Origin of the sequence: Caulobacter sp. Root1455 (genome assembly GCF_001426905.1) — a bacterium.
Lineage (GTDB): Bacteria > Pseudomonadota > Alphaproteobacteria > Caulobacterales > Caulobacteraceae > Caulobacter.
In genome coordinates this window covers 491,149-516,907 of the sequence record NZ_LMFQ01000001.1, presented here as the reverse complement: position 1 = coordinate 516,907, position 25,759 = coordinate 491,149, and the positions used below count along the sequence as shown (strand labels likewise).

25 protein-coding genes and 1 other RNA gene are annotated in these 25,759 nt (G+C 70.0%); 19 read left to right on the top strand and 7 right to left on the bottom strand.

All coding sequences use genetic code 11. The features are described from left to right. Positions 1 to 61 precede the first annotated feature (61 nt). A complete protein-coding gene (locus tag ASD21_RS02230; protein ID WP_056436010.1) occupies positions 62 to 493 on the bottom strand; it encodes a pilus assembly protein N-terminal domain-containing protein in 432 nt (143 codons plus the stop codon). A 310-nt stretch (positions 494 to 803) separates the two neighbouring features. On the opposite strand from ASD21_RS02230, the gene ASD21_RS02225 reads away from it, so the two are divergent. From ASD21_RS02225 to ASD21_RS02185, 9 genes are all read left to right on the top strand, one after another. After that, positions 804 to 989: a Flp family type IVb pilin gene (locus ASD21_RS02225; protein ID WP_056436007.1), complete on the top strand. Its 186-nt coding sequence runs from the start codon at positions 804 to 806 to the stop codon at positions 987 to 989. A 198-nt stretch (positions 990 to 1,187) separates the two neighbouring features. Then, on the top strand, positions 1,188 to 1,700 hold the full coding sequence (locus tag ASD21_RS02220; protein WP_056436004.1) for an A24 family peptidase: 513 nt from the start codon (positions 1,188 to 1,190) through the stop codon (positions 1,698 to 1,700). 190 nt (positions 1,701 to 1,890) lie between these two features. Then, complete coding sequence (gene cpaB / locus ASD21_RS02215) at positions 1,891 to 2,778, top strand: Flp pilus assembly protein CpaB (protein WP_056436003.1); 888 nt, start codon at positions 1,891 to 1,893, stop codon at positions 2,776 to 2,778. Then, positions 2,775 to 4,373 (top strand): type II and III secretion system protein family protein, encoded by a 1,599-nt coding sequence (locus ASD21_RS02210; RefSeq protein WP_056436002.1) that lies wholly within the window; start codon positions 2,775 to 2,777, stop codon positions 4,371 to 4,373. The genes cpaB and ASD21_RS02210 overlap by 4 nt, the downstream gene beginning before the upstream one ends. A 10-nt stretch (positions 4,374 to 4,383) precedes the next feature. Continuing rightward, the gene (locus ASD21_RS02205; protein ID WP_056436001.1) at positions 4,384 to 5,121 is read left to right on the top strand and encodes a CpaD family pilus assembly protein; all 738 of its coding nucleotides are present in this window, start codon (positions 4,384 to 4,386) and stop codon (positions 5,119 to 5,121) included. Continuing rightward, a complete protein-coding gene (locus tag ASD21_RS02200) occupies positions 5,121 to 6,686 on the top strand; it encodes an AAA family ATPase (RefSeq protein WP_056435997.1) in 1,566 nt (521 codons plus the stop codon). The genes ASD21_RS02205 and ASD21_RS02200 overlap by 1 nt, the downstream gene beginning before the upstream one ends. Before the next feature lie 3 nt (positions 6,687 to 6,689). Next, complete coding sequence (locus ASD21_RS02195) at positions 6,690 to 8,216, top strand: CpaF family protein (RefSeq protein WP_056435994.1); 1,527 nt, start codon at positions 6,690 to 6,692, stop codon at positions 8,214 to 8,216. A 3-nt stretch (positions 8,217 to 8,219) separates the two neighbouring features. Continuing rightward, positions 8,220 to 9,200: a type II secretion system F family protein gene (locus tag ASD21_RS02190; RefSeq protein WP_056435991.1), complete on the top strand. Its 981-nt coding sequence runs from the start codon at positions 8,220 to 8,222 to the stop codon at positions 9,198 to 9,200. An 11-nt stretch (positions 9,201 to 9,211) separates the two neighbouring features. Then, positions 9,212 to 10,186, top strand: coding sequence for a type II secretion system F family protein (locus ASD21_RS02185; protein WP_056435989.1), 975 nt, complete (start codon positions 9,212 to 9,214; stop codon positions 10,184 to 10,186). Here ASD21_RS02185 and ASD21_RS02180 read toward each other — a convergent pair. The 3 genes from ASD21_RS02180 to ASD21_RS02170 all read right to left on the bottom strand — a co-directional run bounded on the left by ASD21_RS02180 (position 10,155) and on the right by ASD21_RS02170 (position 14,612). Further along, positions 10,155 to 11,543: a PepSY-associated TM helix domain-containing protein gene (locus ASD21_RS02180; protein WP_156390540.1), complete on the bottom strand. Its 1,389-nt coding sequence runs from the start codon at positions 11,541 to 11,543 to the stop codon at positions 10,155 to 10,157. The genes ASD21_RS02185 and ASD21_RS02180 overlap by 32 nt on opposite strands. 8 nt (positions 11,544 to 11,551) lie before the next feature. Further along, positions 11,552 to 13,648 (bottom strand): TonB-dependent siderophore receptor, encoded by a 2,097-nt coding sequence (locus ASD21_RS02175; RefSeq protein ID WP_056435986.1) that lies wholly within the window; start codon positions 13,646 to 13,648, stop codon positions 11,552 to 11,554. Between the two features lie 127 nt (positions 13,649 to 13,775). After that, complete coding sequence (locus ASD21_RS02170) at positions 13,776 to 14,612, bottom strand: tetratricopeptide repeat protein (protein WP_056435983.1); 837 nt, start codon at positions 14,610 to 14,612, stop codon at positions 13,776 to 13,778. A 90-nt stretch (positions 14,613 to 14,702) separates the two neighbouring features. Here ASD21_RS02170 and ASD21_RS02165 point away from each other — a divergent pair, with 90 nt between their 5' ends. Both ASD21_RS02165 and ASD21_RS02160 read left to right on the top strand, forming a co-directional pair. After that, a complete protein-coding gene (locus tag ASD21_RS02165) occupies positions 14,703 to 16,124 on the top strand; it encodes a leucyl aminopeptidase family protein (protein ID WP_056435980.1) in 1,422 nt (473 codons plus the stop codon). Continuing rightward, positions 16,121 to 16,966 carry a C40 family peptidase gene (locus ASD21_RS02160; protein ID WP_056435977.1) on the top strand — a complete coding sequence of 282 codons (846 nt, stop codon included), beginning with the start codon at positions 16,121 to 16,123 and terminating at the stop codon, positions 16,964 to 16,966. Before ASD21_RS02165 ends, ASD21_RS02160 begins: the two co-directional genes overlap by 4 nt. 118 nt (positions 16,967 to 17,084) lie before the next feature. On the opposite strand, the gene ASD21_RS02155 is transcribed toward ASD21_RS02160, so the two are convergent. Both ASD21_RS02155 and ASD21_RS02150 read right to left on the bottom strand, forming a co-directional pair. Then, positions 17,085 to 17,612, bottom strand: coding sequence for a thioredoxin family protein (locus tag ASD21_RS02155; RefSeq protein WP_056435974.1), 528 nt, complete (start codon positions 17,610 to 17,612; stop codon positions 17,085 to 17,087). Positions 17,613 to 17,792: 180 nt separating this feature from the next. Next, complete coding sequence (locus tag ASD21_RS02150; RefSeq protein ID WP_056435971.1) at positions 17,793 to 18,464, bottom strand: c-type cytochrome; 672 nt, start codon at positions 18,462 to 18,464, stop codon at positions 17,793 to 17,795. Between the two features lie 158 nt (positions 18,465 to 18,622). Between ASD21_RS02150 and ASD21_RS02145 the strand changes: the two genes are divergently transcribed. The 3 genes from ASD21_RS02145 (at position 18,623) to ASD21_RS02135 (ending at position 20,826) form a co-directional block, all read left to right on the top strand. Further along, positions 18,623 to 19,363: a 3-deoxy-manno-octulosonate cytidylyltransferase gene (locus ASD21_RS02145; RefSeq protein WP_056435968.1), complete on the top strand. Its 741-nt coding sequence runs from the start codon at positions 18,623 to 18,625 to the stop codon at positions 19,361 to 19,363. Then, the gene (locus tag ASD21_RS02140) at positions 19,360 to 20,208 is read left to right on the top strand and encodes a prephenate dehydratase (protein WP_056435965.1); all 849 of its coding nucleotides are present in this window, start codon (positions 19,360 to 19,362) and stop codon (positions 20,206 to 20,208) included. Before ASD21_RS02145 ends, ASD21_RS02140 begins: the two co-directional genes overlap by 4 nt. Positions 20,209 to 20,409: 201 nt before the next feature. Further along, positions 20,410 to 20,826, top strand: coding sequence for an MAPEG family protein (locus ASD21_RS02135; protein ID WP_056435964.1), 417 nt, complete (start codon positions 20,410 to 20,412; stop codon positions 20,824 to 20,826). A 156-nt stretch (positions 20,827 to 20,982) separates the two neighbouring features. Here ASD21_RS02135 and nudC read toward each other — a convergent pair whose 3' ends face one another. Then, positions 20,983 to 21,924, bottom strand: coding sequence for an NAD(+) diphosphatase (gene nudC / locus ASD21_RS02130; RefSeq protein ID WP_056435963.1), 942 nt, complete (start codon positions 21,922 to 21,924; stop codon positions 20,983 to 20,985). A 91-nt stretch (positions 21,925 to 22,015) separates the two neighbouring features. Here nudC and ffs point away from each other — a divergent pair. The 5 genes from ffs (at position 22,016) to recR (ending at position 25,592) form a co-directional block, all read left to right on the top strand. Next, an RNA gene (ffs, locus tag ASD21_RS23180) (signal recognition particle sRNA small type) lies at positions 22,016 to 22,108 on the top strand. Between the two features lie 84 nt (positions 22,109 to 22,192). Next, positions 22,193 to 24,064, top strand: coding sequence for a DNA polymerase III subunit gamma/tau (locus tag ASD21_RS02125; RefSeq protein WP_056435961.1), 1,872 nt, complete (start codon positions 22,193 to 22,195; stop codon positions 24,062 to 24,064). 129 nt (positions 24,065 to 24,193) lie between these two features. Next, on the top strand, positions 24,194 to 24,523 hold the full coding sequence (locus ASD21_RS02120) for a YbaB/EbfC family nucleoid-associated protein (protein ID WP_056435959.1): 330 nt from the start codon (positions 24,194 to 24,196) through the stop codon (positions 24,521 to 24,523). Between the two features lie 29 nt (positions 24,524 to 24,552). Then, positions 24,553 to 24,990, top strand: coding sequence for a nuclear transport factor 2 family protein (locus ASD21_RS02115; RefSeq protein WP_056435956.1), 438 nt, complete (start codon positions 24,553 to 24,555; stop codon positions 24,988 to 24,990). Then, complete coding sequence (gene recR, locus ASD21_RS02110) at positions 24,990 to 25,592, top strand: recombination mediator RecR (RefSeq protein WP_056435953.1); 603 nt, start codon at positions 24,990 to 24,992, stop codon at positions 25,590 to 25,592. The genes ASD21_RS02115 and recR overlap by 1 nt, the downstream gene beginning before the upstream one ends. Positions 25,593 to 25,759: the final 167 nt, after the last annotated feature.

Sequence of the window (25,759 nt, the reverse complement as noted above, 5' to 3'; positions counted from 1 at the left end):
GGAACGTCAGGCCGGACAATCTAGGCCGGGCGTCCCTAATCGTTGGTTTAGGTCGGGGACTTTACGGGACGGCGGCGGCCGGGGCGGGCGCGGCCGGGGCGTTCGTGGCGCCCAGCAGCGAGCAGCGATCGCCGCAGGCGTAGGTCGCGGCGCTGAGGCCGCGCTGGACGACGACCGCCTGGGTCGGAACGTCGGAGACCACCACGTCGCGGTCGGCCAGGGCGCGTCCGCGCGCGTCGAAGGCCAGGATGGTGGTCGCGCCGGCCTTCTTGCCCAGCACCACCAGGGTCCGCTCGTTGACCAGGCTGACGTCGGCCACCGACGGGTCGCCCACCACGATGTCGCGCACCGGCCCGCTCAACACGATGCGCGCGGCGGCGCCGGCGCTGACCGACAACGGCGCGGCCGGGGGCGCGACCGGGCTGTCGGCGAGCGCGACCGTGGCGATCGAGAGGCTCAGACCGGCGCAGAGGGCGAGAGTCAGGCGGCGCATGAAGATGTCTTCCCAGCTTTGTGCACGACGAAAATGCCTTGGAATGGTCAATAAAGAACTAAGCGCGCCGCCCGTGTATTCTTTCCGACATTTGAGAAAACGTTGTCGCGCAAGGGGTTTTCATGCTCCGACTATCGGCATAGTTAAGAGAAGATAATGGTAAATCAAAATAAACCATCGAAAAAAAATGCGAAACCATCCGCGTTTACTGGCCATTAAGCGAACTGGGTGAAGTTGATCGTGTTTTCGGGGGTGAGCAAGTCGACACGGCTTGAAAGCCCAGATCCACTTACTGACCAGGAGATCCAACATGTCGAAGTTCGTCACCCGCTTCCTGAACGATGAATCCGGCGCGACCGCCATCGAGTATGGCCTGATCGTCGCCCTGATCGCCGTCGTGATCGCCACGATCGTCACCACGCTCGGCACCAACCTGAAGACCACCTTCACGAACGCCAACGCCAAGGTTGAAGCCGCCAACAGCGCCGCCAACTAAGGCCAAGCCGTCCCGAAAAGAGGGCCCCGGTGGAAACGCCGGGGCCTTTTTTGCGTCTGGAGCCCCGCATCGGGGCGGGCGCCCTCCGGCGGCGCGGCCGCTTCAACGTCCGCTTCGACGCCCTTTTCAACGCCCCCTTCAACGATTGCTTCACGCGATTGGCCCAGGGTGGGGCCGATCCCATCAGGCTAGGCCGCCATGCAGACCTTTCAGTTCGCCCTGCTGCTCATCTTCCCCGCGCTGGTCGTCGTGGCCGCGCTGAAGGACGTCACCAGCTACACGATCCCCAACTGGATCTCCCTGGCCCTGATCGCCGCCTTCGCGCCGGTCGCCCTGGTCAGCGGCGCCTCCCTGGCGACCCTGGGCCTGTGCCTGGCCGCCGGCCTGGTCGCCCTGCTGGCCGGCATGGGGATGTTCGCGGCCGGCTGGGTCGGCGGCGGCGACGCCAAGCTGTTCGCGGCGTCCGTCCTGTGGCTGGGCTGGCCCGCGGCCCTGCCGTTCATGTTGATCACCGGCATGGCCGGCGGCGCCCTGACCCTGGGCATTCTCAGCCTGCGGTCGGGCTGGTTCGAGCCGGTCCTGGCCGGCAGCCCCGCCTGGATCCGCAAGCTGGGCGCCAAGGACGGCGACATCCCTTACGGCGTGGCCATCGCGGTCGGCGCCCTGGCGGCCTTTCCGCAAGGCGCCCTGACCCTGGCCGTCGGCGTCTAGCGACGCCCCTGGGCGCCCCGCGTCAGCCTGTCGCGCCCCGGCCCCCGCCTTTGGAGCGCTGCCTTTAGCCGCTGTTAACCATGGCCGCGCGAGTGTGCGACGCGGCCAGAAGGGCCGTTCGACGAATCGTGCGTGATCGCCTGAAGGCGGCTCGCCCCGACCTGTATTTCCGTCGTTAGAGCCCGACCGTATGAACCCTCTTCGCGTCATGATCGTTTTGGTCGCCGCCGTCGCGGCCATCGGCCTGGCCGTGGTCATGCAGAAGGCGATGGGCGGCAAGCCCGCGCCGGCTCCGGTCGCGGAAGCCGCGCCCTCCAACAAGCCCATGACCCAGGTCCTGGTCGCCAAGCGCGACCTGGCGATCGGCGACCGCCTGGCCGCCGGCGACGTCGCCTGGCAGCCCTGGCCGTCCGACGCGGTCAACGCCGCCTTCATCACCAACGGCGCGGCCGAGCCCGTTCCGACCAAGGCCACGGCCAAGGCCGCCAAGGCGGTCGGCGAGGCGGCCGGGACCATGATCGGCGGCGTCACCCCGGAAAAGGCCGTCGAGGGCGCGATCGTGCGCGACCCGATCCTGTCCGGAGAACCCATCACCGCCCGCAAGATCGTCCGCGGCGGCGAGGGCGGCTACCTGTCGGTGGTCCTGGGCCCCGGCAAGCGCGCCATGGCCGTGCCGGTCACCTCCGAGACCGCGGTCGGCGGCTTCATCCTGCCCGGCGACCGTGTCGACGTCATCCAGACCCGCGAGGCGCAGAGCGTCGGCGAGGGCGACGGCGCCTCGGTCAAGCAGACCATCGCCGAGACCATCGTGCAGAATGTCCGCGTGCTGGCCCTCGACCAGACCACGGCGGCCGAGAAGGACGCCAAGACCATCGTCGCCTCCACCGCCACCCTCGAGGTCGGCCCGATCGAGGCCGAAGCCCTGACCCGCGCTAAGGCCGGCGGCCCGGTGACCCTGACCCTGCGGGCCTACACCGACCTGGGCGGTCCCTCCGGTCTGGCCGCCCCGTCGCAAGATTCCGCCGTCGTCCGCATCAATCGCGGCGGCCAGACCTCCAGCATCTCGGTCCGCCCATGATCCGCCGGCTCCTTTCCGCCTCGCTCGCGGCCGTCCTGGTCCTGGCGCCCTCGACCGTCGTCCTGGCCGACGGCCCGGCGGCCGGCACCCATCTGTACGGGGCGCCCGCCCGCGTCGCGCCCCGCCCCGCCCCGACGTCGGTCATGGCGCCGCCGGCCGAACAGGTGCTGCGCATCGATCTCACCGCCTCGGGCGCCCAGAGCCTGAACCTGTCGCGCGGCAAGTCGGCGATCATCGAGCTGCCGGTCGACGTGCGCGACATGCTGGTGACCAATCCGGCCGTGGCCGACGCGGTGCTGCGCGGACCGCGCCGCGTCTACGTGCTGGGCATGGCCCTGGGCGCGACCGACGCGGTGTTCTTCGACGCTTCGGGTCGGAAGATCCTCAGCCTGGCCATTCGGGTCGAGCAGGACTCCACCGCCCTGGAGGAAACCCTGCGCCGCGTGCTGCCCAACGCCCACATCCAGGTGCAGTCGATCCGCGACAGCGTGATCCTGACCGGAGCCGTGGCCAACACCGGCGAGGCGGGCATGGCCTCGCAGATCGCCAGCCGCTTCGTCGACAAGCCCGACAACGTGCTGAACATGCTGACCATCGCCGGCAAGGACCAGGTGATGCTCAAGGTCCGCATCGTCGAGGTCCAGCGCAACATCATCAAGCAGCTGGGCTTCAACACCGGCGCGGTTCTCGGCCAGCTGGGCGGGGCCCAGTACGCCTTCGGCATGAGCCCGACCTTCGGCGTCAACGGCGCCCTCGTCGGCGGCGCGATCGGCGGTTACAAGCTGGACACCACCAAGCAGCCGATCGCCTCGCCGCCCGCCGGCTGCGCGGTCAGCACCGTGATCAGCGGCGGCAACATGGCCAACTGCGTGGGCACGGACCGCGTCGGCAGCGACGGCGTCAACTCCGCGAACGCCATGATCCAGGCCTTCGAGCGGGTGGGCCTGCTGCGCACCCTGGCCGAGCCCAACCTGACCGTGGTGTCGGGCGAGGCCGGCAAGTTCCTGGTCGGCGGCGAGTTCCCGATCCCGGTCGCCCAGGACGCGCTGGGCCGCATCTCGCTGGAGTTCAAGCCGTACGGCGTGGGCCTGGGCTATACGCCGGTCGTGATGTCGGGCGGCCGCATCTCGCTGAAGCTGTCGACCGAAGTCTCGGAACTGACCAGCCTGGGCGCCTTCACCCTGGCCAGCTCCGACGGCGGCACCAATCTCAGCGTGCCGGGCCTGACCGTGCGGCGGGCCGAGACCACGGTCGAACTGCCGTCCGGCGGCTCGCTGATGATCGCCGGCCTGCTGCAACAGACCTCCAAGCAGAACATCGACTCCCTGCCGGGCATGACCAACCTGCCGATCCTGGGCTCGCTGTTCCGCTCGCGCGACTATCTCAGCGGCGAGACCGAGCTGGTGATCATCATCACCCCCTACATCGTCGACCCGACCAAGCCGCAGGAACTGCAAACCCCGGCCGACGGCCTGCAGACGGCGAGCGACATGAGCACGGTCCTGCTGGGCCGGCTGAACAAGGTGGTCAGGGCGCCGGTCGGCGCGAACAACGGGCGCGCCTATCAGGGCCCCGTCGGCTATGTGATCGAGTGAGAACGCGGACATGACGCGCCCCCATCCTTCTTCGCCCCGAACGGCCGCTCCGCTGGTCTCGAAACTGGCCGCCGCCGGCCTGGTCCTGACGCTGCTGGCCGCCTGCGCCGCGCCGGCCGCGGGCCCCGAGACGGCCGTCGCGCCGCGCACCCCTTCCGAGCAGTGGAACGACCGCGTCTATGTCGACTCCCACCCCGACGAGGTCCTGCTGGCCCTCCACGCCGAGGGGCTGTCGGTCGCTCAGAGCCAGGCCCTGGACGGTCTGCTGGACCGCTGGATGGCGGCCGAGGCGCGCGAGATCGTGGTCAGCGCCCCAATCGGCGGGACTGCCGGCGGAGCCAGTGGCGAGGTCGCCGGCCGCATGGCCGTGGCCGCCCGCCAGCGCCTGATCGCCATGGGCGCTCCGGCCGCCAAGGTCCGGGTGATGGGCTATGACGCCGCCGGCGCGCCGGCCGCGCCGCTGAAGGTCGGCTTCCTGCGCTACACCGCCCAGGTCCCGCGATGCGGCGGCTGGGAGAACATCACCGGCACGCGCAACAACACCGCCTACGAGAACTTCGGCTGCGCGGTGACCGCCAATATCGCCGCCCAGGTGGCCAATCCCGAGGACCTGCTGAGCCCGCGTCCCGAGGGTCCGATCGACTCCGGACGGCGCGCCACCGTGCTCGACAAGTACCGCAAGGGCGAGACCACCTCCTCGGCCAAGGACGAGCAGTCCAACGGCGTCGTTTCGAAGGCGGTCCACTGATGGCCCCGCGCGACGATCACGATCCTTTCGACCTGGGCTTCGAGGCCGACGACGATTTCGCGGCGCCCGGCGCGGAGTCCTGGCGAGCCGCGCCGACGGCGCGCTTGAACGACGACCCGTTCGCCGATTTTCCGCCCGTGCGTCCCCGCGAAACCGTCTCCGCGTCGTTCGCGGACCCGCCGCCGCCGGCCGCGCCCCCCACGCCCAGGCCGACGGCCCCGCCCGCCCCGGCGGCCGCGCCGGTCGCGCCGGTCGCGGCCCAGCCCGTGCCCGTCGAAGCCGCCGCGCCCGTCGCGCCGGCCGCCCATCCGGTCGGCACCACCCAGGCGCTGGTGCAGGAAGTCATCGCCGCCGCCGACGCCGACATGGGCGAGGCGGCCGTGCCGCGCATCACCATCCACGCCTTCTGCTCGCGGCCCGAGACCGTCGCCCTGGTCGAGGCCGCCGCGGCCGACCGCCGCATGCTCCGCGCCTCGACCTCGGCCCGCCCCGGCGGGCTGGAAGCCGCGGTCGACTACTACCAGAACCAGTCGACCCCCTCGCTGGTGCTGGTCGAGAGCCTGGACGCCGCGCCGCGCATGCTGGCCCTGCTGGACGGCCTGGCCCAGGTCTGCGACCCGGGCACCAAGGTCGTGGTCATCGGCCAGACCAACGACATCGCCCTCTATCGCGAACTGATGCGGCGGGGGGTCAGCGAGTACATCACCCAGCCCCAGGGCCCGCTGCAGATCATCCGCGCGGTCTCGGGCCTCTATGCCGACCCGTCCGCGCCGTTCGTCGGCCGGCAGATCGCCTTCGTCGGCGCCAAGGGCGGCGTCGGATCCTCGACCCTGGCCCACAACTTCGCCTGGTCGATGGCCGAGCGCGTCCAGGCCGCCACGGTGATGGTCGACCTGGACCTGCCGTTCGGCACCGCCGGCCTCGACTTCAACCAGGACCCGCTGCAGGGCGTGCTCGACGCGCTGAGCCAGCCCGACCGCCTGGACCCGGTGCTGATGGACCGCATGATGGTCCGCTGCGGCGACCGTCTGTCGCTGTTCGCCGCGCCCGGCACCCTGGATCAGGACTACGAGATCCCGGCCGACGCCTTCGAGGAAGTCACCCAGAAGATCCGCGGCGCCGCGCCCTTCGTGGTGCTGGACCTGCCGCACAGCTGGAGCGCCTGGACCCGGCAGGTGCTGATCGCCAGCGACGACCTGGTCGTGGTGGCCACGCCGGACCTGGCGTCCCTGCGCAACGCCAAGAACATCGTCGACCTGGTCCGCCAGGCCCGGCCCAACGACGCCCCGCCGCGCCTGGTGCTCAACCAGGTGGGCGTGCCCGGCCGCCCCGAGATCCCGGTCAAGGACTTCGGCGAGGCGCTGGGCCTGACGCCGTCCCTGGTGCTGCCCTTCGATCCCAAGCCCTTCGGCCAGGCCGCCAACAACGGCCAGATGGTCGCCGAGGTGGCGCCCAAGTCGAAGGCGGCCGAGGGCATCGACCATCTGGCGCGGCTGATCAGCCGCCGCGAACCGCCGACGCCGCAGAAGACGTCGGTCCTCTCCAGCCTGTTCAAGAAGAAGTAGGGCATGTTCGGCAAGCGCGATCAGGCCGCCGCCGTCCGCACGGAGCAGGCGCCCCCGCCCGTCTCGACGGGCGCGCCGGCCATCGCCACGCGTCCGCAACGCGTCGACCCCGCCAATGAATCGGGCGTCCCCGCCGCCTCGGCGGCGGCCCCGGGCGCCGTTCCGACCAAGGCCGTCGGTCCCAAGGCCACCAACGGCCTGGAGCAGCTGCGCGCCGCCCAAGGCGCGCCGCCGACCGCCAACGTGGTCCGCGAGCAGAGCGACTACTACCACGCCACCAAGACCACGATCTTCAACGCCCTGCTCAACACCATCGACCTTTCCCAGCTGGCCCAGCTGGACCTGAAAGCGGCGGCCGAGGAGATCCGCGACATCGTCGCCGAGCTGGTGGCGATCAAGAACGTCTCGATGTCGGTGTCCGAGCAGGAGCACCTGGTCCAGGACATCATCAACGACGTCCTCGGCTACGGCCCGCTGGAGCCCCTGCTGGCCCGCGACGACATCGCCGACATCATGGTCAACGGCGCCCACCGGGTGTTCATCGAGGTCGGCGGCAAGGTCCAGCTGACCAATGTGCGCTTCCGCGACAATCTGCAGCTGATGAACATCTGCCAGCGGATCGTCAGCCAGGTCGGCCGGCGGGTCGACGAGAGCAGCCCGATCTGCGACGCCCGCCTGCCCGACGGCAGCCGCGTCAACGTCATCGCCCCGCCCTTGGCGCTGGATGGTCCCACCCTGACCATCCGGAAGTTCAAGAAGGACAAGCTGACGATGAAGAACCTGGTCGACTACGCGTCGATCAGCCCCGAGGGGGCGCGGGTTCTGGGCGTGATCGGCGCCTGCCGCTGCAACATCGTCATCTCCGGCGGCACCGGCTCGGGCAAGACCACCCTGCTCAACACCATGACCGCCTTCATCGACCCGACCGAGCGGGTGGTGACCTGCGAGGACGCGGCCGAACTGCAGCTGCAGCAGCCGCACGTGGTGCGCCTGGAAACCCGGCCGCCCAACCTGGAAGGCCAGGGCGCGGTGACCATGCGCGACCTGGTCAAGAACTGCCTGCGCATGCGTCCCGAGCGGATCATCGTCGGCGAAGTCCGCGGCCCGGAGGCCTTCGACCTGCTGCAGGCCATGAACACCGGCCACGACGGCTCGATGGGCACGCTGCACGCCAACAGCCCGCGCGAGGCGATCAGCCGGATCGAGAGCATGATCACCATGGGCGGCTACGGCCTGCCCTCCAAGACCATCAAGGAGATGATCGTCGGTTCGGTCGACGTCATCGTCCAGGCCGCCCGCCTGCGCGACGGCTCGCGCCGGATCACCCACATCACCGAGGTGGTGGGGCTGGAAGGCGACGTGATCGTCACCCAGGACCTGTTCGTCTACGAGATCAGCGGCGAGGACGCCGACGGCAAGGTGGTGGGCAAGCACCGCTCGACCGGCATCGGCCGCCCGCGCTTCTGGGACCGCGCCCGCTATTACGGCCTCGAGCGCGAGCTGGCCGAAGCCCTCGACGCGGCGGAATAGGCGATGCTGTTCATCCTCGCCGGCGTCCTTGGCTTCATCACCATCGCGGGGCTCGGCTTCGTGCTGGCCGGCGGCGGCGACGGCGGCTCGGCCAAGACCGTCAAGCGCGCCCAGCTGATCACCGGCGGCGACCGCACCAGCGTGGCCGCCCGGGCCAAGGCGGCCGCCAACACTCCCGACGCCCGCCGAAAGCAGATCCTCAAGACGCTCAAGGAACAGGATCAGGAGAAGAAGAAGGCCTCGCTGAGCATCGCCGCGCGCCTGCGCGCCGCCGGCCTGGGCGACAACGTCCAGATGTTCTGGATCATCAGCGGGGTCGTCGGTCTGCTGGTCGGCGTGGTGCTGCTGGTGCTGCGCCAGATGCCGCTGATCGCGCTGGGCGCGGCCTTCGCCGCGGGCCTGGGCCTGCCGCGCTGGGTGGTCGGCATGCTGGCCAAGGCCCGCACCAAGAAGTTCACCGAGGCCTTTTCCGACGCCATCGACATCATCGTGCGCGGCATCAAGTCGGGCCTGCCCGTCCATGACTGCCTGAAGATCATCGGCAAGGAATGCCCCGAGCCCCTGGCCGGCGAGTTCCGCATCCTGACCGAGAACACCGGCATGGGCATGTCGATGGAGCAGGCGCTGGAGCGCATGTACGAGCGCATGCCGACCAACGAGCTGCGCTTCTTCACCATCGTCCTGACCATCCAGGCCAAGACCGGCGGCAACCTGGCCGAGGCGCTGGGCAACCTGTCGACCGTGCTGCGGGCCCGCAAGCTGATGGCCGAGAAGATCAAGGCCCTGTCGGCCGAAGCCGTGGCCTCGGCCTTCATCATCGGCAGCCTGCCGCCCGGCGTCGTCGTGATGATCTCGGTCACCGCGCCCACCTACATGGCGCCGATGTTCAGCGACCAGCGCGGCCACTTCATGCTGATGATCGCCGGCTTCTGGATGAGCGTGGGCATCTTCGTGATGCGCAAGATGATCAACTTCAAGTTCTAGGGGAGGCGACCATGATCGAGATGCTCACCAATCCCCAGAATCTGTTCAGCGCCTTCATCGCGATCGTGGTGTTCGCCACCATCGTCACCCTGGCCTCGCCGATGCTCAGCAGCAACGGCCTGGAGGGCCGGCTGAAGTCGGTGGCCAACCGCCGCGAGGAGCTGCGCCGCCGCTCGCGCGAGGCCATGTCCCAGAAGAGCGGCGGCGGCACCCTGCGCCACGCCGACGAGGGGATGTACAAGAACGTCGTCGACCGCTTGCAGCTGTCCAAGCTGCTGGAGGATCCCAAGGTCGTCGACAAGCTGGCCCAGGCCGGCTTCCGCGGCCCCAAGCCGGTCTCGACCTTCTACTTCTTCCGCTTCGTGATGCCGTTCGTGTTCGCGGTGGTGGCGGCGTTCTACCTCTATGTGATCAACGACTTCGGCCTGCTGCCGATGCAGAAGATCGCCGCCTGCGTCTTCGCCCTGGGGGCGGGCTACTACGCGCCCAACCTCTACATCTCCAACATCGCCCAGAAGCGCCGCGAGTCGATCGTCGGGGCCTTTCCCGACGCCCTGGACCTGATGCTGATCTGCGTCGAAAGCGGCATGTCGATCGAGGCGGCGATCGCCAAGGTCGGCGCCGAGGTCGGCGGGGCCTCGATCGAGCTGGCCGAGGAGCTGGGCCTGCTGACCGCCGAGCTCAGCTACCTGCCCGAACGCCGCCTGGCCTACGAGGGCCTGGCCCGGCGGACCAACCATCCCGGCATCCGCTCGGTGGTCACCGCCATGATCCAGGCCGAACGCTACGGCACCCCGCTGGGCACGGCCCTGCGGGTGATGGCCAAGGAAAACCGCGACCTGCGGCTGTCGGCCGCCGAGAAGAAGGCCGCCGCCCTGCCGGCCAAGCTGACCGTGCCGATGATCCTGTTCTTCCTGCCCGTGCTGTTCATCGTGATCATGGGTCCGGCGATCATCAAGATCCAGGACGTGATGAAGCACCGCTAGGGAGCGGACGCGGCCTGCGCCGCGCCACGCGCGCCTTGCGCTTGCGCAGCCAGATGACCACGCCGGTCACGCTGAGCGCCGCCACGACCAAGCCGGTCAGCGAGATCAGGATCCGGCCCGGCAGGCCCAGGATCCGGCCCGAATGCAGCGGAAACTGCGCCTGGACGAAGATGTCGGCCGCCGTGCCTTTCCAGGGTTGGGAAGCGCCCAGCAGGGCCCCGGTCTTGCCGTCATAATAGAGATAGGGCGGACCCACGCCGGCGGCGCCGTGGTCGCCGCCCGGCGCGTGGAAGGCCACGCCGTAAATGCCGTATTCGGGCGAGTAGAACGCCCCGCCCGCCGGCGCCCGCCAGCCGCGCTTCGCCGCCTCGATCCGGGCCGAGGCCAGCACCTGGTCATAGGTGCGCGCGGCGATGATCGGCGAATGGATGTCGGCCGGCTTGCGCAGGTCGAACGGGCTGGGCGTCACCTTCGAGACCTTCGACATCAGCGGATAGAACACCTCGCCGTAGAGGTTCAGCGAGAAGGCGGTGAACGCGACGGTGAACAGCACGCCCCACAACCACAGGCCGAAGGCCCGGTGGATGTCGAAATTGATCCGGTAGGCGCTGGCCGAGGTCTTGATCATCCAGGCCGGCTTCCAGCGGGCCCAGAAACCGCGTCCCCCCTTTTGGCGCGCGGCTTTCGGGGCGCTCTTCTGGCGCGGGGGCAGGGTCAGGTAGAAGCCCACGAAGCAGTCCAGCGTCCACAGGATCGCGACCCCGCCCAGCAGCCAGATCCCCCAGCGGTCGGTCCCCCACATCTCCGGAATGTGCAGGCTGTAGTGCAGCACGTAGAGGAACGAGACGAAGGTCTCGCCGGTGATCGGCCACACCGCGCCCCATTCGCGCCGGCCCTGCTCGGCGCCGGTCGCCGGGTCGATGAAGACCTGGTTGTAGTGGGGATCGAACAGCTTGCCGGTGGCGGGGTCGCGCCTGGGCCCGACCCCGAAGGCCAGGGTTCCGCCCGGCTCCGGGGCCAGGGGCAGATAGGTGACCTGCACGCGCGGATCGCGCGCCTCGATCTGCCGCGCCAGGTCCAGGGCCGGCAGGGCAGGGCCGTCCTTGGCCCCCGCCTGGCTGGATCGGGCGAACATCAGGTGCGGATTGAGCACGTCGTCCAGCTCGTGATCCCACGAGATCACGGCGCCGGTGACGCCCGAGACGAACAGGAACCCGGCGATGAACAACCCGACCCACCGGTGAAGGAAGGTCAGGATCGGCCGCAGCGCCGGCGGCGCGAAACGGGCCGCGCCCGAGGGTTCGGGCGCCTGGGAGGGGTTCGCGGCGAGATCGAGATCCGGGGTCTGGGCGTCCATGACCGGCCTCAGAACGCGAAGTCGAGCCGCAGCGAAGCGCTGCGCGGCGCGGCGTGGTAGGACTGGTTCCACATCAGGCTGGTCAGGTATTTCTTGTCGGCGGCGTTATCGACGTTGAGCGTGGCGCGCACCTTTTCGGTCAGGTCGATCCCGGCCATCAGGTCGACGACGGCGTAGGCGTCCTGCTCGACCGGCGCGATGTCGACCATCGAGACCTCGCTCTGCCAGCGCACCGCCGCTCCGACCTTCAGGTTGCGCGCCGAGGGGAAGGTGTAGGTCGTGGCGGCCTTGAAGGTCTTGCGCGGCAGGTAGGCGCGCGTCGGCTGCCCGTTCTCGCCCTCGACCTTCAGCCGGGTCCAGCCGGCGCTGAGCGTCCACAGGTCGGTGAGCGCGCCGCTGGCTTCCAGCTCGTAGCCGGTCACCTCGGTGTCGATGCCGGCGTAGTAGCTCTGGCCGTTCGGAAAGTCGCCGGCGTATTCGGCCAGGCCGCCCTGCTCGGACTTGAACACCGCGCCCGTCAGGTAGAGACGGTGGTCGAACCACTCGCTCTTGACCCCGGCCTCGTAGGCCTTGCCGTGCGCGGCGGACAGGGTCTGGTGGTCGATGTCGACCTCGGACTGCGGATTGAAGATGTCGGTGTAGCTGGCGTAGAGCGAAACGTTCTGGTTCAGGTCGTAGACGCCGCCGACATAGGGGCTGACCTTCTCCTCGTCGCGCGGGGTGTCCGTGCCGTAGGAATAGCCCTTCGACTTCAGCTTCAGGGCGTTGAAGCCGGCCACGATCTTGAACGGGTCGGTGACGCTGAAGTGGGCGGCGGCGTAGAAGCGCGACAGGCGGTCGGTCTGGTCGGAAGCCAGATACTCGCCCGGATAGGTCGGTTCGGCGACCTGTCGCGAGCCCCACAGGCGCACGTCGGGATAGACGATCGCATCGCCGGAGAAGTTCTCCCACTCCAGGCCGGTCGATTTGGAGGTCTGGCCGCCGACCACCAGCTGGTGGGTGCGGCCGAACAGCTGGAACGGCCCCGAGGCGTAGGCGTCCAGGATGTAGTTCCTGTACTTGGACGGGTAGATCCCGCTCATGCCCTTCACGCCCAGGCCGGTGACCGGATCGGGACTGTCGTAGGCGTAGAGCAGCTTGGCCTTCTCGTCGAAGCGCTTGTAGGTGGCCGTGGCCTTGATCTTCCAGCCGTTGTCGAACTTGTAGTCCAGCTCCGTGAAGGCCGTCTGGTCCCTGACGTTCCAGTAGGTCCAGTCGGCCGAGGTCGAGGCCGAGGACGGGTAGTCCACCGGCGTTCCGTCCGAATAGTTCAGCGGCAGGGCGCCCCACAGCACGCCGCGCGAGCGGTTGTCCTGCAGCGAATAGCCGGCGGTGGCGGTCAGCCTGGGCGTGACGTCCCAGGCCAGCAAGGCCGAATAGACGTTCCGATTGACGTGGTGGTGGTCGAGGTACGAGCCCTTGTCCTCGTTGGCGTAGATCAGCCGGCCGCGCACCGTGCCCGCGGCGTTCAGCGGACCCGCGACGTCGGCCTCCAGGCGATAGTCCTCCCACGAGCCGTATTGCAGGGCCCCGGCGGCCTGGAAGCCGTCGGTCGGGCGCTTGCGCACGTAGTTGACCGTGGCCGAGGGATTGCCGGCGCCGGTCATCATGCTGTTGGCGCCGCGCACCACCTCGACGCGGTCGAACAGCACGGTGTCCAGGTCGCCGAACTGGATGCCCCAGATCAGCGGCAGGCCGATCCCGTCGACCTGGAAGTTGGTGATGTCGAAGCCGCGCGAGTTGTAATAGGTGCGGTCGGTCTCGACCTTCTCGACATTGACGCCGGTCACCTGGGCCAGCAGGTCGTGGACGCTGGTCAGGCCGAAGTCGCGGATGCGCGCCTGGTCGAGGATCGTCACCGATTGCGGCGTCTCGCGCAGGCTCATGTCCAGGCCGGTCACGGCCGAGGTGCGGGTGCGCGCGCCCGTGACGACCAAGCCGTCCACCTGGTTTTCCAAGATGTCGGCGTCGGCGGAGGCGGTGTCGTCGGCCAGGGCGGAGCCGCCCCATGACACGGCCGCGACGGAAGCGCCGGCCAGAAGCAGGGCGCGCAGGATCGTGGTCATGAAGTCCCCTCTTGCAATCGATAATGATTCGCAAGAGCAAGTAACGACGGCGGCGAGCGGTGTCAAATCCGGAGCGCGGTCTGGCGGCTCCGGATCGCGTGTCGCGCGGTCGAGACTGAAAGGTTTGCTAGCCGCCCGCCTTCACGGCGGTCCACGAGCGTGTCGTGCTTTCCTGGCCGATGGCGGCGCGCAGCCAGGCCAGGTTGTTGTCGACCGACTCCGGCGGCAGGTCCTGACGGGCCAGCTTCTCGGCCTCGTCCAGGCGGCCTTGCAGGCCGACCACCAGGGCCAGGTTCTGGCGCACCTGGATGGTGGCGGTGGGCAGGGCGGCGGCCTGGCGCAGGGCGGCCTCGGCCCCCTTCAGGTCGCCGGCCGAGGCCAGGTGCATGGCCAGGTTGGTCAGGGGGACCGCCTCGCTCGGGGCCAGGGCCACGGCCTGCCGGTGGGCGGCCAGGGCCTCGTCGTCGCGCTTGGCCTGCTCGTAGGCCACGCCCAGCAGCGACAGCGGCCGCCAGTCGCGCGGCTGCAGGGCCGCGGCCTTGCGGCCCGGCTCGATGGCGTAGAAGCCCTGGCCGCGCGCCACGTTGGCCCGCGCCGATTCCATCAGGGCGTCATAGTTGTCGGGAACGACGATCAGCAGGCGGGCCGCCGCGTCGGCGGCCTCGTCATAGCGGCCCAGGGCGCGCAGGGCCTGGGCCAGGCCCACGCCCGCCTCGACGTCGCGGCCGTCGCGCTCGGCTTCGGTCGACCAGAAGGCCATGCGGGTCAGGGGATCGGCGCGGCGCATCTCGGCCCGTTCGGCCGGGCTGGCCTTGCGCGGCGCCCCAGCCGCGGCGAAGGCGGGCGCGGCGACGGACGCGGCCTCGGGCGCGGGCTTGGCCCGTTTGTCGGCGGCGTGAGCCGACACGCCGATCAGCAAGATCGGGGCGAGAACGGTTGCGAGGAGCGCGCGCTTGCGACACATGAAGAGGGATCTCCCGACGGTCCCGCATCCTCGCGCGCGGCCCTCAAGGAATCGTTAAGCATAATTTCCACCCCCCTGCAGGGCGCGTCCATGTCGGAACCGATCATCGCCTCCTCGTCCCGCGCTTCGGAGGACGGCGCGCCGACGCCCATCCACTGCCTGTACGAGTCCGAGCTGGCCGCCTTCGTCGAGGCGCGGCCCAGCTTCGTGAAGGGCTTCGTGGCCCTGGAGGACTTCAAGGCCAAGGCCGGCCAGGTGCTGGTTCTGCCGACGCCGCAAGGGGCCGTGGATCGCGTGCTGCTGGGCCTGGGGACCCGCGACAAGGCCGAGGCCATGCTGTTCCGGGCACTGCCGAGCCGGCTGCCGGCCGGCGACTACCGCCTGGCGGCGGTCCCCGACGGCTTCGACGCCGGCCAGATCGCCCTGGCCTTCGCGCTGGGGGCCTACAAGTTCGACCGCTATCGGCCCCGGACCGGAGATGAGCCGCGACGACTGGTCGCGGACGAGAATGTCGATCTGCACGAGGTCCACGCCGTCGCCCACGCCTGCGCCCTGGCCCGCGACATGGTCAACACCCCGGCCAACGACATGGGCCCGCTGCAGATCGAGACCATCGCCCGCGAGATCGCCGAGCGCCACGGCGCGACCCTGGAGGTGATCACGGGCGACGACCTGCTGGACCAGAACTATCCCGCCGTCCACGCCGTCGGCCGCGCCGCCGTCCCGGCCCGCGCCCCGCGCATGCTGGAGCTGACCTGGGGCGATGGAGCCCACCCTCGCGTAGCGATCATCGGAAAAGGCGTGGTGTTCGACACCGGCGGCCTGGACATCAAGCCGTCCGGCGGCATGCGGCTGATGAAGAAGGACATGGGCGGCGCCGCCCACGCCCTGGCCCTGGGGCGGATGGTGATGGCCGCCGGCCTGCCCGTGGCCCTGACCGTGCTGGTCCCGGCCGTCGAAAACGCCATCGCCGGCGACGCCATGCGGCCCGGCGACGTGCTGGCCACCCGCTCGGGCCTGACGGTCGAGGTCGGCAACACCGACGCCGAGGGCCGGCTGATCCTGGCCGACGCCCTGACCCGGGCGGCCGAGCTGAAGCCGGTGCTGACCCTCGACCTGGCCACCCTGACCGGCGCGGCCCGCGTGGCGCTGGGCCCGCAGGTCATCCCGTTCTACACCCCCGACGACGACCTGGCCCTGGAGATCGAGGAGGGCGCGCGCGAGGCCTGCGACCCGGTTTGGCGCATGCCCTTGTGGGATGGGTACCGGGAGGCGATCGAGGGCGACATCGCCGACCTCAAGAACGATCCCGACGGCTGGGCCCAGGCCGGCTCGGTGACCGCGGCCCTGTTCCTGCAGCGCTTCGCGCCCGCCACCGGCGTCTGGGCGCATTTCGACATCTTCGCCTGGAATCCCAAGGCCCGGCCGGGCTTCGCGTCGGGCGGCGAGGCCCAGGTGATCCGGGGGCTCTACGGCATGCTGAAGTCGCGCTTCCCGAAGGCTCAGGCATGAACGATCCGCGCCCAAGAGATCCAAGACTGACCCTGGCCCGCCCCGACCTGGCGGATCTCGATCTGCAAGGCCTGGTCGCCGCCGGACGCTACGAGGCTCCGACCCCGCGCCAGGTCGCGGTTCCGACCGCCGCCCTGCGCAAGGCCGCCGACCCGATGGCCGAGCAATGGGACCAGCTGCTGTTCGGCGAGCTGTTCCGGGTGCTGGACGTCCAGGACGGCTTCGCCTGGGGCCAGGCGGCGCGCGACGGCTATGTCGGCTTCGTCGCCGAGGCCGACCTGGCCGCCCCGGGCGCGCCGGCCACCCACCAGGTGGCGGTCCCGCGCACCTACGCCTTCGCCGAACCGAACATCAAATCGCGGCCCGTGGGCCTCTATTCGCTGAACGCCCTGACCGCGATCGAGGCGACCGAGGGCCGGTTCGCCAAGGGCGAGGGCACGGGCTGGTTCGTCGCCGCCCACCTGTCGCCGGTCGGCGTGGCCCTGACCGACCATGTGGCCGTGGCCGAGGGCTATCTCGGCGCGCCCTACCAGTGGGGCGGGCGCGAATCGCTGGGCCTGGACTGCTCGGGCCTGGTGCAGCAGGCCCTGGCGGCCTGCGGCAAGGCGGTCCCGCGCGACACCGACCTGCAGCTGGCCTTCTTCGCGCCGATCGCGGCCGAGGCGCGCCGGCGCGGCGACCTGGTGTTCTGGAAGGGCCACGTGGCGATCCTGCTGGACGCCGAGACCATCCTGCACGCCAACGCCCACCACATGGCCGTCGCGGTCGAACCCCTGGCCGAGGCGATCGCCCGCGTCGAGGCGGCGGGCGGAGGTCCGGTCACGGGGTGGCGACGGCCTTAGTCAGCAAAAACGCTTGTCATCCCGGAAACGGCGAAGCCGTTATCCGGGACCGCCGGAAACGCTGGCGCTCAGGCGTCGGTCCCGGATCTTCGCGCCGCGCGCTCGTCCGGGATGACAATCACTTCGGCCACCGGGCCAGCCAGTCGGCCAGCGACTGGGGCGTCATGTGGCGGGCGTCGGTCAGGGCGAACAGGGCGTCGGGATTGACCAGCTTGCCCTTGGTGTCGACCACCAGGAAGGTCGGCACGCCGTTCAGCCTGTCGATCCCGTAGCGGGCGGGAATCTGCATGTTGTGGTCGTAGCGGCCGACATTGACGGTCACGACCTCGTAGTGCTTGTCGACGAAGGCCTTGAGGTCGGGCTGCTCGATCATGCCGGCGAACACCCGGCAGTCGCCGCACCAATTGCCGCCCAGGTCGATCAGCACCAGCTTGTGACGGGCCTTGGCCTTCTTGATCGCGGCGGCGACGTCGGCCTCGGCGTCGGCCTTTTCGTCATAGGGATAGGGCAGGGGCGTCGGCAGTTCGGCCAGCGACTTCAGGGCCACGGTCGGCGCCTTGGCGGCGAACGCCGAGACGGGAGCGGCGATCAGCAGCGCGGCGAGGACGCCAAGACGTCCAAGTTGGGCCAGCGGGCGAGACGTCATGATCGAACGGTTCCGGTGAAGCGGTGCGGTTCGATACCCTACTCACGGAATGGGAAAAGGCGGCAAGCCAGCTTTGCTGCGGGCGGTTTCACAAGGCCTGGGGCGCCTGGAAAGACGGCAAAGAAAAAGGCCGCGAAGCGAACTTCGCGGCCTATTGATCTTGGTCGGACCTGAAGGCGATCAGGACTTGGCGGCGGCCGGGGCCGGCGTGGTCGGCTGGCCGGCGGCCGGAGCCCCAGCGCCGGCCGGAGCCGGAGCGGTCGCGCCCGCCGGGGTGGAGCCCGTGGCGGCGGCGGCCGGCGTCGCGCCGGCCGGCTTCGGCGCCGGGATCGGCAGGGTCGAGCCCAGGCTGTGCAGGTAGGCGATCATGGCGATCCGGTCTTCCTGCTTCTTCAGGCCGACGAACGTCATCTTGGTGCCCGAGACGTCCTTGCCCGGCGCCTTCAGGAAGGTGTCGAGGTGGTCGTAGTCCCAGACGGGGTTCTTGCCGCCGAAATCGGTCATGGCCGGCGAATAGGCGAAGCCCGGGTGGCTGCCGGGCTTGCGGCCCACCACGCCGAACAGGCCGGGGCCCGTGTGATTCTCGGCGGTGAAGTTGTGGCACGAGGCGCACTTGGCGCTGACGGCCTTGCCCAGCTCGACATTGGCCGGGGTCAGAACGCTGCCCCAGTCGGGCGCGACCTCGGCCGCGGCGCCGCCGGCGCCGGCCTCTTCGGCCACGGCGATTTCGTAGCCCGGCTTTTCCAGCTCGTGCTTGGCGAAAACGATGTCCGACGCTTCCTTGAGGCCGAAAATGATCAGGCCCGTCATTAGGACGCCGCCGAAGATCTTGTTGAACGTCAGGTCGCTCATCTAAAGCCTTACCAGCCTCTTGGGGGCCGTCTGAAGACAGGCCCGAAATCCGCGCCCGGAGGTTTCCCCCGCGCGCTCCATGTTGCGCTCGCGTCTCTTACACGCTACCGCCCGGGGCGCAACTGGGCAGCAACGGTTTTGACCCGCATCGGCCTTTCATGAACCCCATCGTCGTCATTCCGGCCCGCATGGCGGCCACTCGGCTCCCCGACAAGCCCCTGGCCGACATCGGCGGGGCGCCGATGATCGTGCGCGTGCTGCGTCAGGCCCAGGCGGCGGGAATCGGTCCGGTGGCGGTGGCGGCGGGCGACATCGCCATCGTCCACGCGGTCAAGCAGGCCGGCGGCCAGGCGGTGCTGACCGATCCGGGCCTGCCCTCGGGCTCGGACCGCATCCTGGCGGCCCTCGAGGTGCTGGATCCCGAACGCCGCCACGACGTGGTCATCAACCTGCAGGGCGACATGCCGTTCGTGCAGCCCTCGGTGCTGAGCGCCTGCGCCGACCTCCTGAGCGCCCATCCCGACTGCGACATCGCCACCGTCGTCGCGCCGGAGGCCTCGCCGGCCGACCGGTCCAATCCCGACGTGGTCAAGGCCGTGCTGGCCATGGCGCAGGACGGCCTGTCGGGCCGGGCGCTCTATTTCACCCGCTCCACCCTGTACGGCGACGCGCCGATCTGGCGGCACATCGGCATCTACGGCTATCGCCGCGCCGCCCTGGAGGCCTTCAACGCCGCCCCGCCCTCGCCGCTGGAGAAGCGCGAGAAGCTGGAGCAGCTGCGGGCCATGGAGCTGGGCCTGTCCCTGCGCGCCGCCGTGGCCGCCGAGGCCCCGATCTCCGTCGACAATCCTTCCGACCTCGAGGCGGCGCGAGCCTACGCCGCCGGGAATAGAGCATGAGCATCCTCAAGAAGATCGCCTTCCAGGGCGAACCCGGCGCCAACAGCCACGAGGCCTGCCGCACCTATTTTCCCGACTACGAGGCCGTGCCCTGCGCCACCTTCGAGGAAGCGTTCGAGGCCATCAAGACCGGCGCCTGCCAGCTGGGCATGATCCCGATCGAGAACTCGATCGCCGGTCGCGTGGCCGACGTGCACCACCTGCTGCCGGCCTCGGGCCTGAAGATCGTCGGCGAGCGCTTCAAGCCGATCCGCTTCCAGCTGATGGCCAACAAGGGCGTCAAGCTGGATCAGGTGAAGATCGCCACCTCGATGCCGATCGCGCTTAGCCAGTGCCGGCATAACCTGAAAAAGCTGGGCCTGGCCCACGAAAGCGCCGGCGACACGGCGGGCGCCGCCAAGGCCCTGGCCCTGAAGCCCGACCCGACCCGCGCCGCCGTGGCCCCGGCCCTGGCCGCCGAGATCTACGGCCTGGACATCCTGGCCCGCGACATCGAGGACGAGCGCAACAACACCACGCGGTTCTTGGTCATGACGGCTGACGCCAAGCCGGAGGCGCCGCCGTTCACCCATCGCTGCGTGACCAGCTTCGTGTTCAAGGTCCGCAACCTGCCGGCCGCCCTCTACAAGGCGCTGGGCGGCTTCGCGACCAACGGCGTCAACATGACCAAGCTGGAAAGCTACATGGAGGGCGGGGCCTTCACGGCCACCTTCTTCTACGCCGAGGTCGACGGCCGCCCCGAGGACCGCCCCCTGGCCCTGGCCTTCGACGAGCTGAAGTTCTTCTCCGAGAAGTTCGAGGTCCTGGGCGTCTATCCGGCCGATCCGTTCCGGGATCGGGTGTAGGCGCCCCGCGTCCTTCGAGGCCCGCTTCGCGGGCGCCTCAGGATGAGGAATGCCGTTGCTGATTTCCTCATCCTGAGGTGCGAGGCGCAGCCGAGCCTCGAGGGACGCAAGGCCTTCCCGAACGGCAAGCTTCGCTAATTTCGCGTTCGGCGCCTAACCTCCCCGCCAAGGTCCCAGCAAGGGGCCGGGGAGGGAATGACGATGAACACGATGATCGCGCCGGTGATGGCGCTGGTGGCCTGGTCGCTGGTGATCTGGCTGTGGATGTACGTCCGCCGCATTCCGGCGATGAGCAAGGCCGGGATCAAGCCGCAGGACGCGGCCTTTCCGGGCAGCCTGAACGTCCTGCCCGCCGGGGTTCGCGCCGCGGCCGACAACTACAACCACCTGATGGAGCAGCCGACCATCTTCTACGCCGCCGCCCTGGCCATCCAGGTGGCCGGCCACGCGGACGGCTGGGCGCTGCACCTGGCCTGGCTCTATGTGGCGCTGCGGGTGGTCCACAGCCTGGTGCAGGTCAGCGTCAACGCCGTGACCCTGCGGTTCCTGGTGTTCGCGCTGTCGACGATCGCCCTGGCGGTGATGGTCGCGCGGGAGCTGATGGTGCTGTTCGGGTAGGCGAAGCCGGAACCCAGGTCCTCCCCCCGTGGGGGAGGTGTCGGCGAAGCCGACGGAGGGGGGAGTGTTCGGCGACTGGCCGGTTCCAGGATCCGACGCCCTGAAACTCCCCCCACCGGTCGCTTCGCGACCGCCTCCCCCACAGGGGGAGGGCCGTTATTCCCCCTCCGCCCAGGCCTTGATCAGCTGATGGGCGATGGCCAGGGGCGGGGGGGCGAAGAAGCCTTCCAGCTCGCCCTTGATCAGCAGTTTGGCCTCGTCCTTGGTGAACCACTTCACCGCTTCCAGTTCGGTCTGGTCCGGGGCGGCGGCGTCGCTGTCGACATCGGCCATAAGGCCCATCATCAGCGACGATGGCCACGGCCAGGGCTGGCTGGAGTGGTAGCGGACGGCGGTGGCGGTCAGGCCCGCCTCTTCCTTCAGCTCGCGGGCGCAGGCCTCCTCGATGGTCTCGCCGGGCTCCAGGAAGCCGGCCAGCGCCGAGTACATCCCCGGCGGCCAGCCGGCCTGGCGGCCCAGCAGGCATTTGCCGTCGTGCAGGGCCAGCATGATCGCCACCGGGTCGGTGCGCGGGAAGTGCTCGGCCTGGCAGGCCGGACAGTGCCGCTTCCAGCCGCCGTCGCTGACCGCCGTCTCCTGGCCGCAGTTGCTGCACCACTTGTGCTTGCGCCGCCATTCGAACATCGACTTGGCGGTGGCCAGGATGCCGGCGTCGGGCGGCGGCAGGGTCAGGGCGACGCCGCGCAGCTCCTCGAACCGGCCCAGGCCCTGCAACGGCCCCTCGGCCGGATCGGCCCCGCCCTCCAGGTCGACGGCGAACACCGCGATGTCCTTCCATAGGCCCAGGAACAGCAGCCGCTCGGGCGTGGCGGCCAGGTCCTTGGCCATGTCGGCCCGCAGATAGGCGATCTGGGCGCCGGTCACCTTGCCCTCGTCCCCGACGACGTCCTCGACCAGGGCCTTGCCGTTCCAGATGGCGACCGCCAGCGAGTGCGGGTCGTCGGCCTTCTCGGCCAGCCAGGCTTCGTCGCCCCGGCGCTCGCTGGCGCGGTCGAGCGGATTGCCGGCGAAGATGTTGGTGATGATCGAAAGGGCCATGGGGATTCTGTAGCATCCGCGACGAAGAGTCGTCACGAGCCCGCGCATCGTGTCTTGCATCCGTCACGATGAGTCGCGATATAGGCCTTGGAGATCGGCGACGGGCGGAGTCCTCGCCAACCTGGTCAGGGCCGAGAGGCAGCAGCCACAACGAGTTTCGCTCCGGGTCGTCTGCCGGTCTCCACCTTTCCCTAAAATCTGTCAGCTTCTGCGCGCCAACCGTGGCGTCAGCCTTTTGCTGCGCCCTTCCGCACACTACACTCCCGCCATGGCCGACCACGACGACCTCACCACCGATTCCGCGCCGCCGTGGGATGAAGACGCTCCCGAGCGCGACGAGAACACCGCCGACATCTTCGGCGCGCCGCCGGCCCCTGAAGGGTCCGAGGCGTCGCCGCCCGTCGTCGCGGCTCCGGCCGCGCCCGTCGTCGTCGCCGAACCGTCGGCCGGCGCGTCCCAGGAAGAGTCCGGCGCCGCCTACACCGTGCTGGCGCGCAAGTACCGGCCGCGCACCTTCGAGGACCTGATCGGCCAGGAGGCCATGGTCCGCACCCTGGCCAACGCCTTCTCCACGGGCCGGATCGCCCACGCCTTCATGCTGACCGGCGTGCGGGGCGTCGGCAAGACCACGACCGCCCGCCTGCTGGCCCGGGCGCTGAACTACGAGACCGACACCGTCCACCAGCCGTCGGTCGACCTGACCGTCGACGGCCGCCACTGCAAGGCCATCGTCGAGGGCCGGCACATGGACGTGCTGGAGCTGGACGCCGCCAGCCGCACCAAGGTCGACGAGATGCGCGAGCTGCTGGACGGGGTGCGCTACGCCCCGGTCGAGGCGCGCTACAAGGTCTACATCATCGACGAAGTGCACATGCTGTCGACGGCGGCGTTCAACGCCCTGCTGAAGACGCTGGAAGAGCCGCCGCCGCACGCCAAGTTCATCTTCGCCACCACCGAGATCCGCAAGGTTCCGGTGACGATCCTGTCGCGCACCCAGCGCTTCGACCTGCGCCGGGTCGAGCCCGACGTGCTGGTCAAGCACTTCGCCAAGATCGCCGCCAAGGAAGGGGCCAAGGTCGAGGAAGACGGCCTGGCCCTGATCGCCCGCGCCGCCGAGGGCTCGGTGCGCGACGGCCTGTCCCTGCTGGACCAGGCCATCGTCCAGGGCGAGCGCGGTTCGGCCGTCACCGCCGCCGTGATCCGCGACATGCTGGGCCTGGCCGACCGCGGCCAGACGATCGCCCTGTTCGAGAACGTCATGAGCGGCAAGCCGGGCGAGTCGCTGAAGGGCTTCCGCGCCCTGTGGGGCTTCGGGGCCGACCCGGCGGTGATCATGCTCGACCTGCTGGACCACTGCCACGCCGCCTCGGTGGCCAAGGCCCTGGGGCCGGACGTCCTGTCGATGCCCAAGGAGCAGGCCGCGCGCCTGACCGCGATCGGGGCCCAGACCTCGGCCGGCACCCTGTCGCGCCTGTGGCAGATGCTGCTGAAGGCCCATGAGGAGGTGCGCCGCGCGCCCGACGCCATGGCCGCGGCCGAGATGGCGATCATCCGCCTGTGCTACGCCGCCGACCTGCCCGGTCCCGAGGAAGCCCTGAAGGCCCTGCGCGACGGCCAACCGGTGGGTGGTGGTCCCAGCGGCGGTGGCGGCGGTTCGTTCAGCGGCGGCGCTCAGGGCGGGGCCGTCAACGCCCAGGCCCGGGTGATGGCCGCCCCGGCCGCCCAGGCCGCGCCGACCCTGGCGTCGTTCGAAGACGTCGTGAAGCTGATCGCCGAGAAGCGCGACATCGGCCTGCGCCTGGACGTCGAGCAATATGTCCGCCCGATCAGCTTCCGGCCCGGGGCGATCACCTTCGAACCGGCCCCCGGCGCGCCCGGCAACCTGGCCGGCCGGCTGGTCCGCGCGCTGAAGGAATGGACCGGCCAGCCCTGGCTGGTGGCGGCCGAGGGCGGCGGCGGGGCCGAGAGCCTGTTGGAACGCCAGAAGCGCGAGGACCGCGAGGAGATGGCCTCGATCAAGGCCGACCCGTTCGTCGCCTCGGTGCTGGACGCCTTCCCAGGCGCGGAAATCATCGAGGTCCGCAAGATCATGACGCCCGAGGCGCCGCCGATCGAGCCGGACGAGTTGGAAGAGACTTAAACGGTGTCATCCCGGACAAGGCCCGCAGGGCCGCCGATCCGGGACCGACGCGTGAACGCCGGCGCTTCCGGCGGTCCCGGATAACGGCTTCGCCGTTTCCGGGATGACAGGGAAAATGGAGCTAGTCAGATGAAAGACCTCAGCGGCCTGATGAAGCAGGCCCAGGCCATGCAGCAGAAGCTGGCCGAAGCCCAGGCCAGGACCCTGGAACTGACGGCCGAGGGAACCGCCGGCGGCGGCATGGTCACCGTCACGCTCAAGGGCTCGGGCGAGCTGGTGAAGGTGGTGCTGGACGAGAGCCTGGTCGAGCCGGGCGAGGGCGAGGTGATCGCCGACCTGGTCGTCGCCGCCCACGCCGTCGCCAAGTCCAAGCTCGACGCCCAGCGCGACCAACTTCTGCAGGAAGCCGCCGGTCCGATGGCCGGCATGATGGGCGGCCTGCCCGGCATGAAGTTCTAGGCTCGCGCCCAGTCCGCACGGAGACCCCGATGCTCCACCTTCGCACCGCCCTGTTCGCCCTCGCGCTGACTGCTCCGGGGGCTGGGTTCGCCGCGCCCCTGCCGGCCGACCTGGCCGCCGCCGCCCATGCCTATGACGCGGCCCAGGTGAACGGCGACCGCGCGGGGCTGGAGCGGCTGGTCGCCGACGACTACGTGCTGGTCAACGGCGCGGGCCAGGTCCAGGACAAGGCGCGGCTGATCGCCGACTATGTGGCTCCGGGGTTCAAGCTGGACCCGTTCACGATCGAAGAGCCGGTCGAGAAGGTGTTCGGCGACACCGCCCTGCTGGGCGGCCGGGTCAACATGACGGGCGCGGACGGCGGCCAGCGCTTCGCCCTGGTCGTGCGCTTCGTCGACACCTGGGCCAAACGCGATGGTCAGTGGCGGGTGGTCTATTCGCAGGTCACCCGGGTCGCGAAGCCCTGATGGCCGCCTCCGCCGGACCCGAGATCGAGCGCCTGATCGCTCTGCTATCCAAGCTGCCGGGCCTGGGTCCGCGCTCGGGCCGGCGGGCGGCCCTGGCCCTGCTGAAGAAGCGCGACACCTTGCTGGCCCCGCTGACGGCGGCCCTGGTCGACGCCCAGGCCAAGGTGCGCACCTGCTCGGTGTGCGGCTCGCTCGACACCTCCGACCCGTGCGCCATCTGCGCCGACGGCTCGCGCGACCCGCGCCTGATCTGCGTGGTCGAGGAGGTCGGCTCGCTGTGGGCCATGGAGCGCGGCCAGTCGTTCAAGGGCCGCTACCACGTGCTGGGCGGGCTGCTGTCGGCCCTGGACGGCGTGGGCCCCGAGGCGCTGCGGGTGAGCGAGCTGCTGGCCCGCGCCGGCGGCGGCGAGATCGCCGAGGTGATCCTGGCCCTGCCGGCCACGGTCGACGGCCAGACCACGGCCCACTACCTGGCCGACCGCCTGGCGCCGACCGGCGTCTCGGTGACCATGCTGGCGCGCGGCGTGCCGGTCGGCGGAGACCTGGACTGGCTGGACGACGGGACCATCGCCCAGGCGTTGCGGGCGCGTAGGCCGGCTTAGTGGCTCACCCACTTGCCCCCACCTGACCGCTTCGCGGTCTGTCCGCCCCCATAGGGGGCGGAGGACGCGCGTTTCGCCACGGCTCCTCTTCCCCCTAATGGGGGAAGACGGTCGCGAAGCGACCCGTAGGGGGCAAGTGCGCGGCTTCCTTGCGAACGCGACTCCGG

Coding starts and splice junctions, on each gene's coding strand:
- ASD21_RS02230 (WP_056436010.1), bottom strand. CDS start 493: ATGCGCCGCCTGACTCTCGCCCTCTGCGCCGGTCTGAGCCTCTCGATC.
- ASD21_RS02220 (WP_056436004.1), top strand. CDS start 1,188: ATGCAGACCTTTCAGTTCGCCCTGCTGCTCATCTTCCCCGCGCTGGTC.
- ASD21_RS02185 (WP_056435989.1), top strand. CDS start 9,212: ATGATCGAGATGCTCACCAATCCCCAGAATCTGTTCAGCGCCTTCATC.
- ASD21_RS02115 (WP_056435956.1), top strand. CDS start 24,553: ATGCTCCACCTTCGCACCGCCCTGTTCGCCCTCGCGCTGACTGCTCCG.
- ASD21_RS02180 (WP_156390540.1), bottom strand. CDS start 11,543: ATGGACGCCCAGACCCCGGATCTCGATCTCGCCGCGAACCCCTCCCAG.
- ASD21_RS02210 (WP_056436002.1), top strand. CDS start 2,775: ATGATCCGCCGGCTCCTTTCCGCCTCGCTCGCGGCCGTCCTGGTCCTG.
- cpaB (WP_056436003.1), top strand. CDS start 1,891: ATGAACCCTCTTCGCGTCATGATCGTTTTGGTCGCCGCCGTCGCGGCC.
- recR (WP_056435953.1), top strand. CDS start 24,990: ATGGCCGCCTCCGCCGGACCCGAGATCGAGCGCCTGATCGCTCTGCTA.
- ASD21_RS02135 (WP_056435964.1), top strand. CDS start 20,410: ATGAACACGATGATCGCGCCGGTGATGGCGCTGGTGGCCTGGTCGCTG.
- ASD21_RS02140 (WP_056435965.1), top strand. CDS start 19,360: ATGAGCATCCTCAAGAAGATCGCCTTCCAGGGCGAACCCGGCGCCAAC.
- ASD21_RS02190 (WP_056435991.1), top strand. CDS start 8,220: ATGCTGTTCATCCTCGCCGGCGTCCTTGGCTTCATCACCATCGCGGGG.
- ASD21_RS02225 (WP_056436007.1), top strand. CDS start 804: ATGTCGAAGTTCGTCACCCGCTTCCTGAACGATGAATCCGGCGCGACC.
- ASD21_RS02175 (WP_056435986.1), bottom strand. CDS start 13,648: ATGACCACGATCCTGCGCGCCCTGCTTCTGGCCGGCGCTTCCGTCGCG.
- ASD21_RS02150 (WP_056435971.1), bottom strand. CDS start 18,464: ATGAGCGACCTGACGTTCAACAAGATCTTCGGCGGCGTCCTAATGACG.
- ASD21_RS02160 (WP_056435977.1), top strand. CDS start 16,121: ATGAACGATCCGCGCCCAAGAGATCCAAGACTGACCCTGGCCCGCCCC.
- ASD21_RS02170 (WP_056435983.1), bottom strand. CDS start 14,612: ATGTGTCGCAAGCGCGCGCTCCTCGCAACCGTTCTCGCCCCGATCTTG.
- ASD21_RS02120 (WP_056435959.1), top strand. CDS start 24,194: ATGAAAGACCTCAGCGGCCTGATGAAGCAGGCCCAGGCCATGCAGCAG.
- ASD21_RS02145 (WP_056435968.1), top strand. CDS start 18,623: ATGAACCCCATCGTCGTCATTCCGGCCCGCATGGCGGCCACTCGGCTC.
- ASD21_RS02125 (WP_056435961.1), top strand. CDS start 22,193: ATGGCCGACCACGACGACCTCACCACCGATTCCGCGCCGCCGTGGGAT.
- ASD21_RS02205 (WP_056436001.1), top strand. CDS start 4,384: ATGACGCGCCCCCATCCTTCTTCGCCCCGAACGGCCGCTCCGCTGGTC.
- ASD21_RS02195 (WP_056435994.1), top strand. CDS start 6,690: ATGTTCGGCAAGCGCGATCAGGCCGCCGCCGTCCGCACGGAGCAGGCG.
- nudC (WP_056435963.1), bottom strand. CDS start 21,924: ATGGCCCTTTCGATCATCACCAACATCTTCGCCGGCAATCCGCTCGAC.
- ASD21_RS02200 (WP_056435997.1), top strand. CDS start 5,121: ATGGCCCCGCGCGACGATCACGATCCTTTCGACCTGGGCTTCGAGGCC.
- ASD21_RS02155 (WP_056435974.1), bottom strand. CDS start 17,612: ATGACGTCTCGCCCGCTGGCCCAACTTGGACGTCTTGGCGTCCTCGCC.
- ASD21_RS02165 (WP_056435980.1), top strand. CDS start 14,703: ATGTCGGAACCGATCATCGCCTCCTCGTCCCGCGCTTCGGAGGACGGC.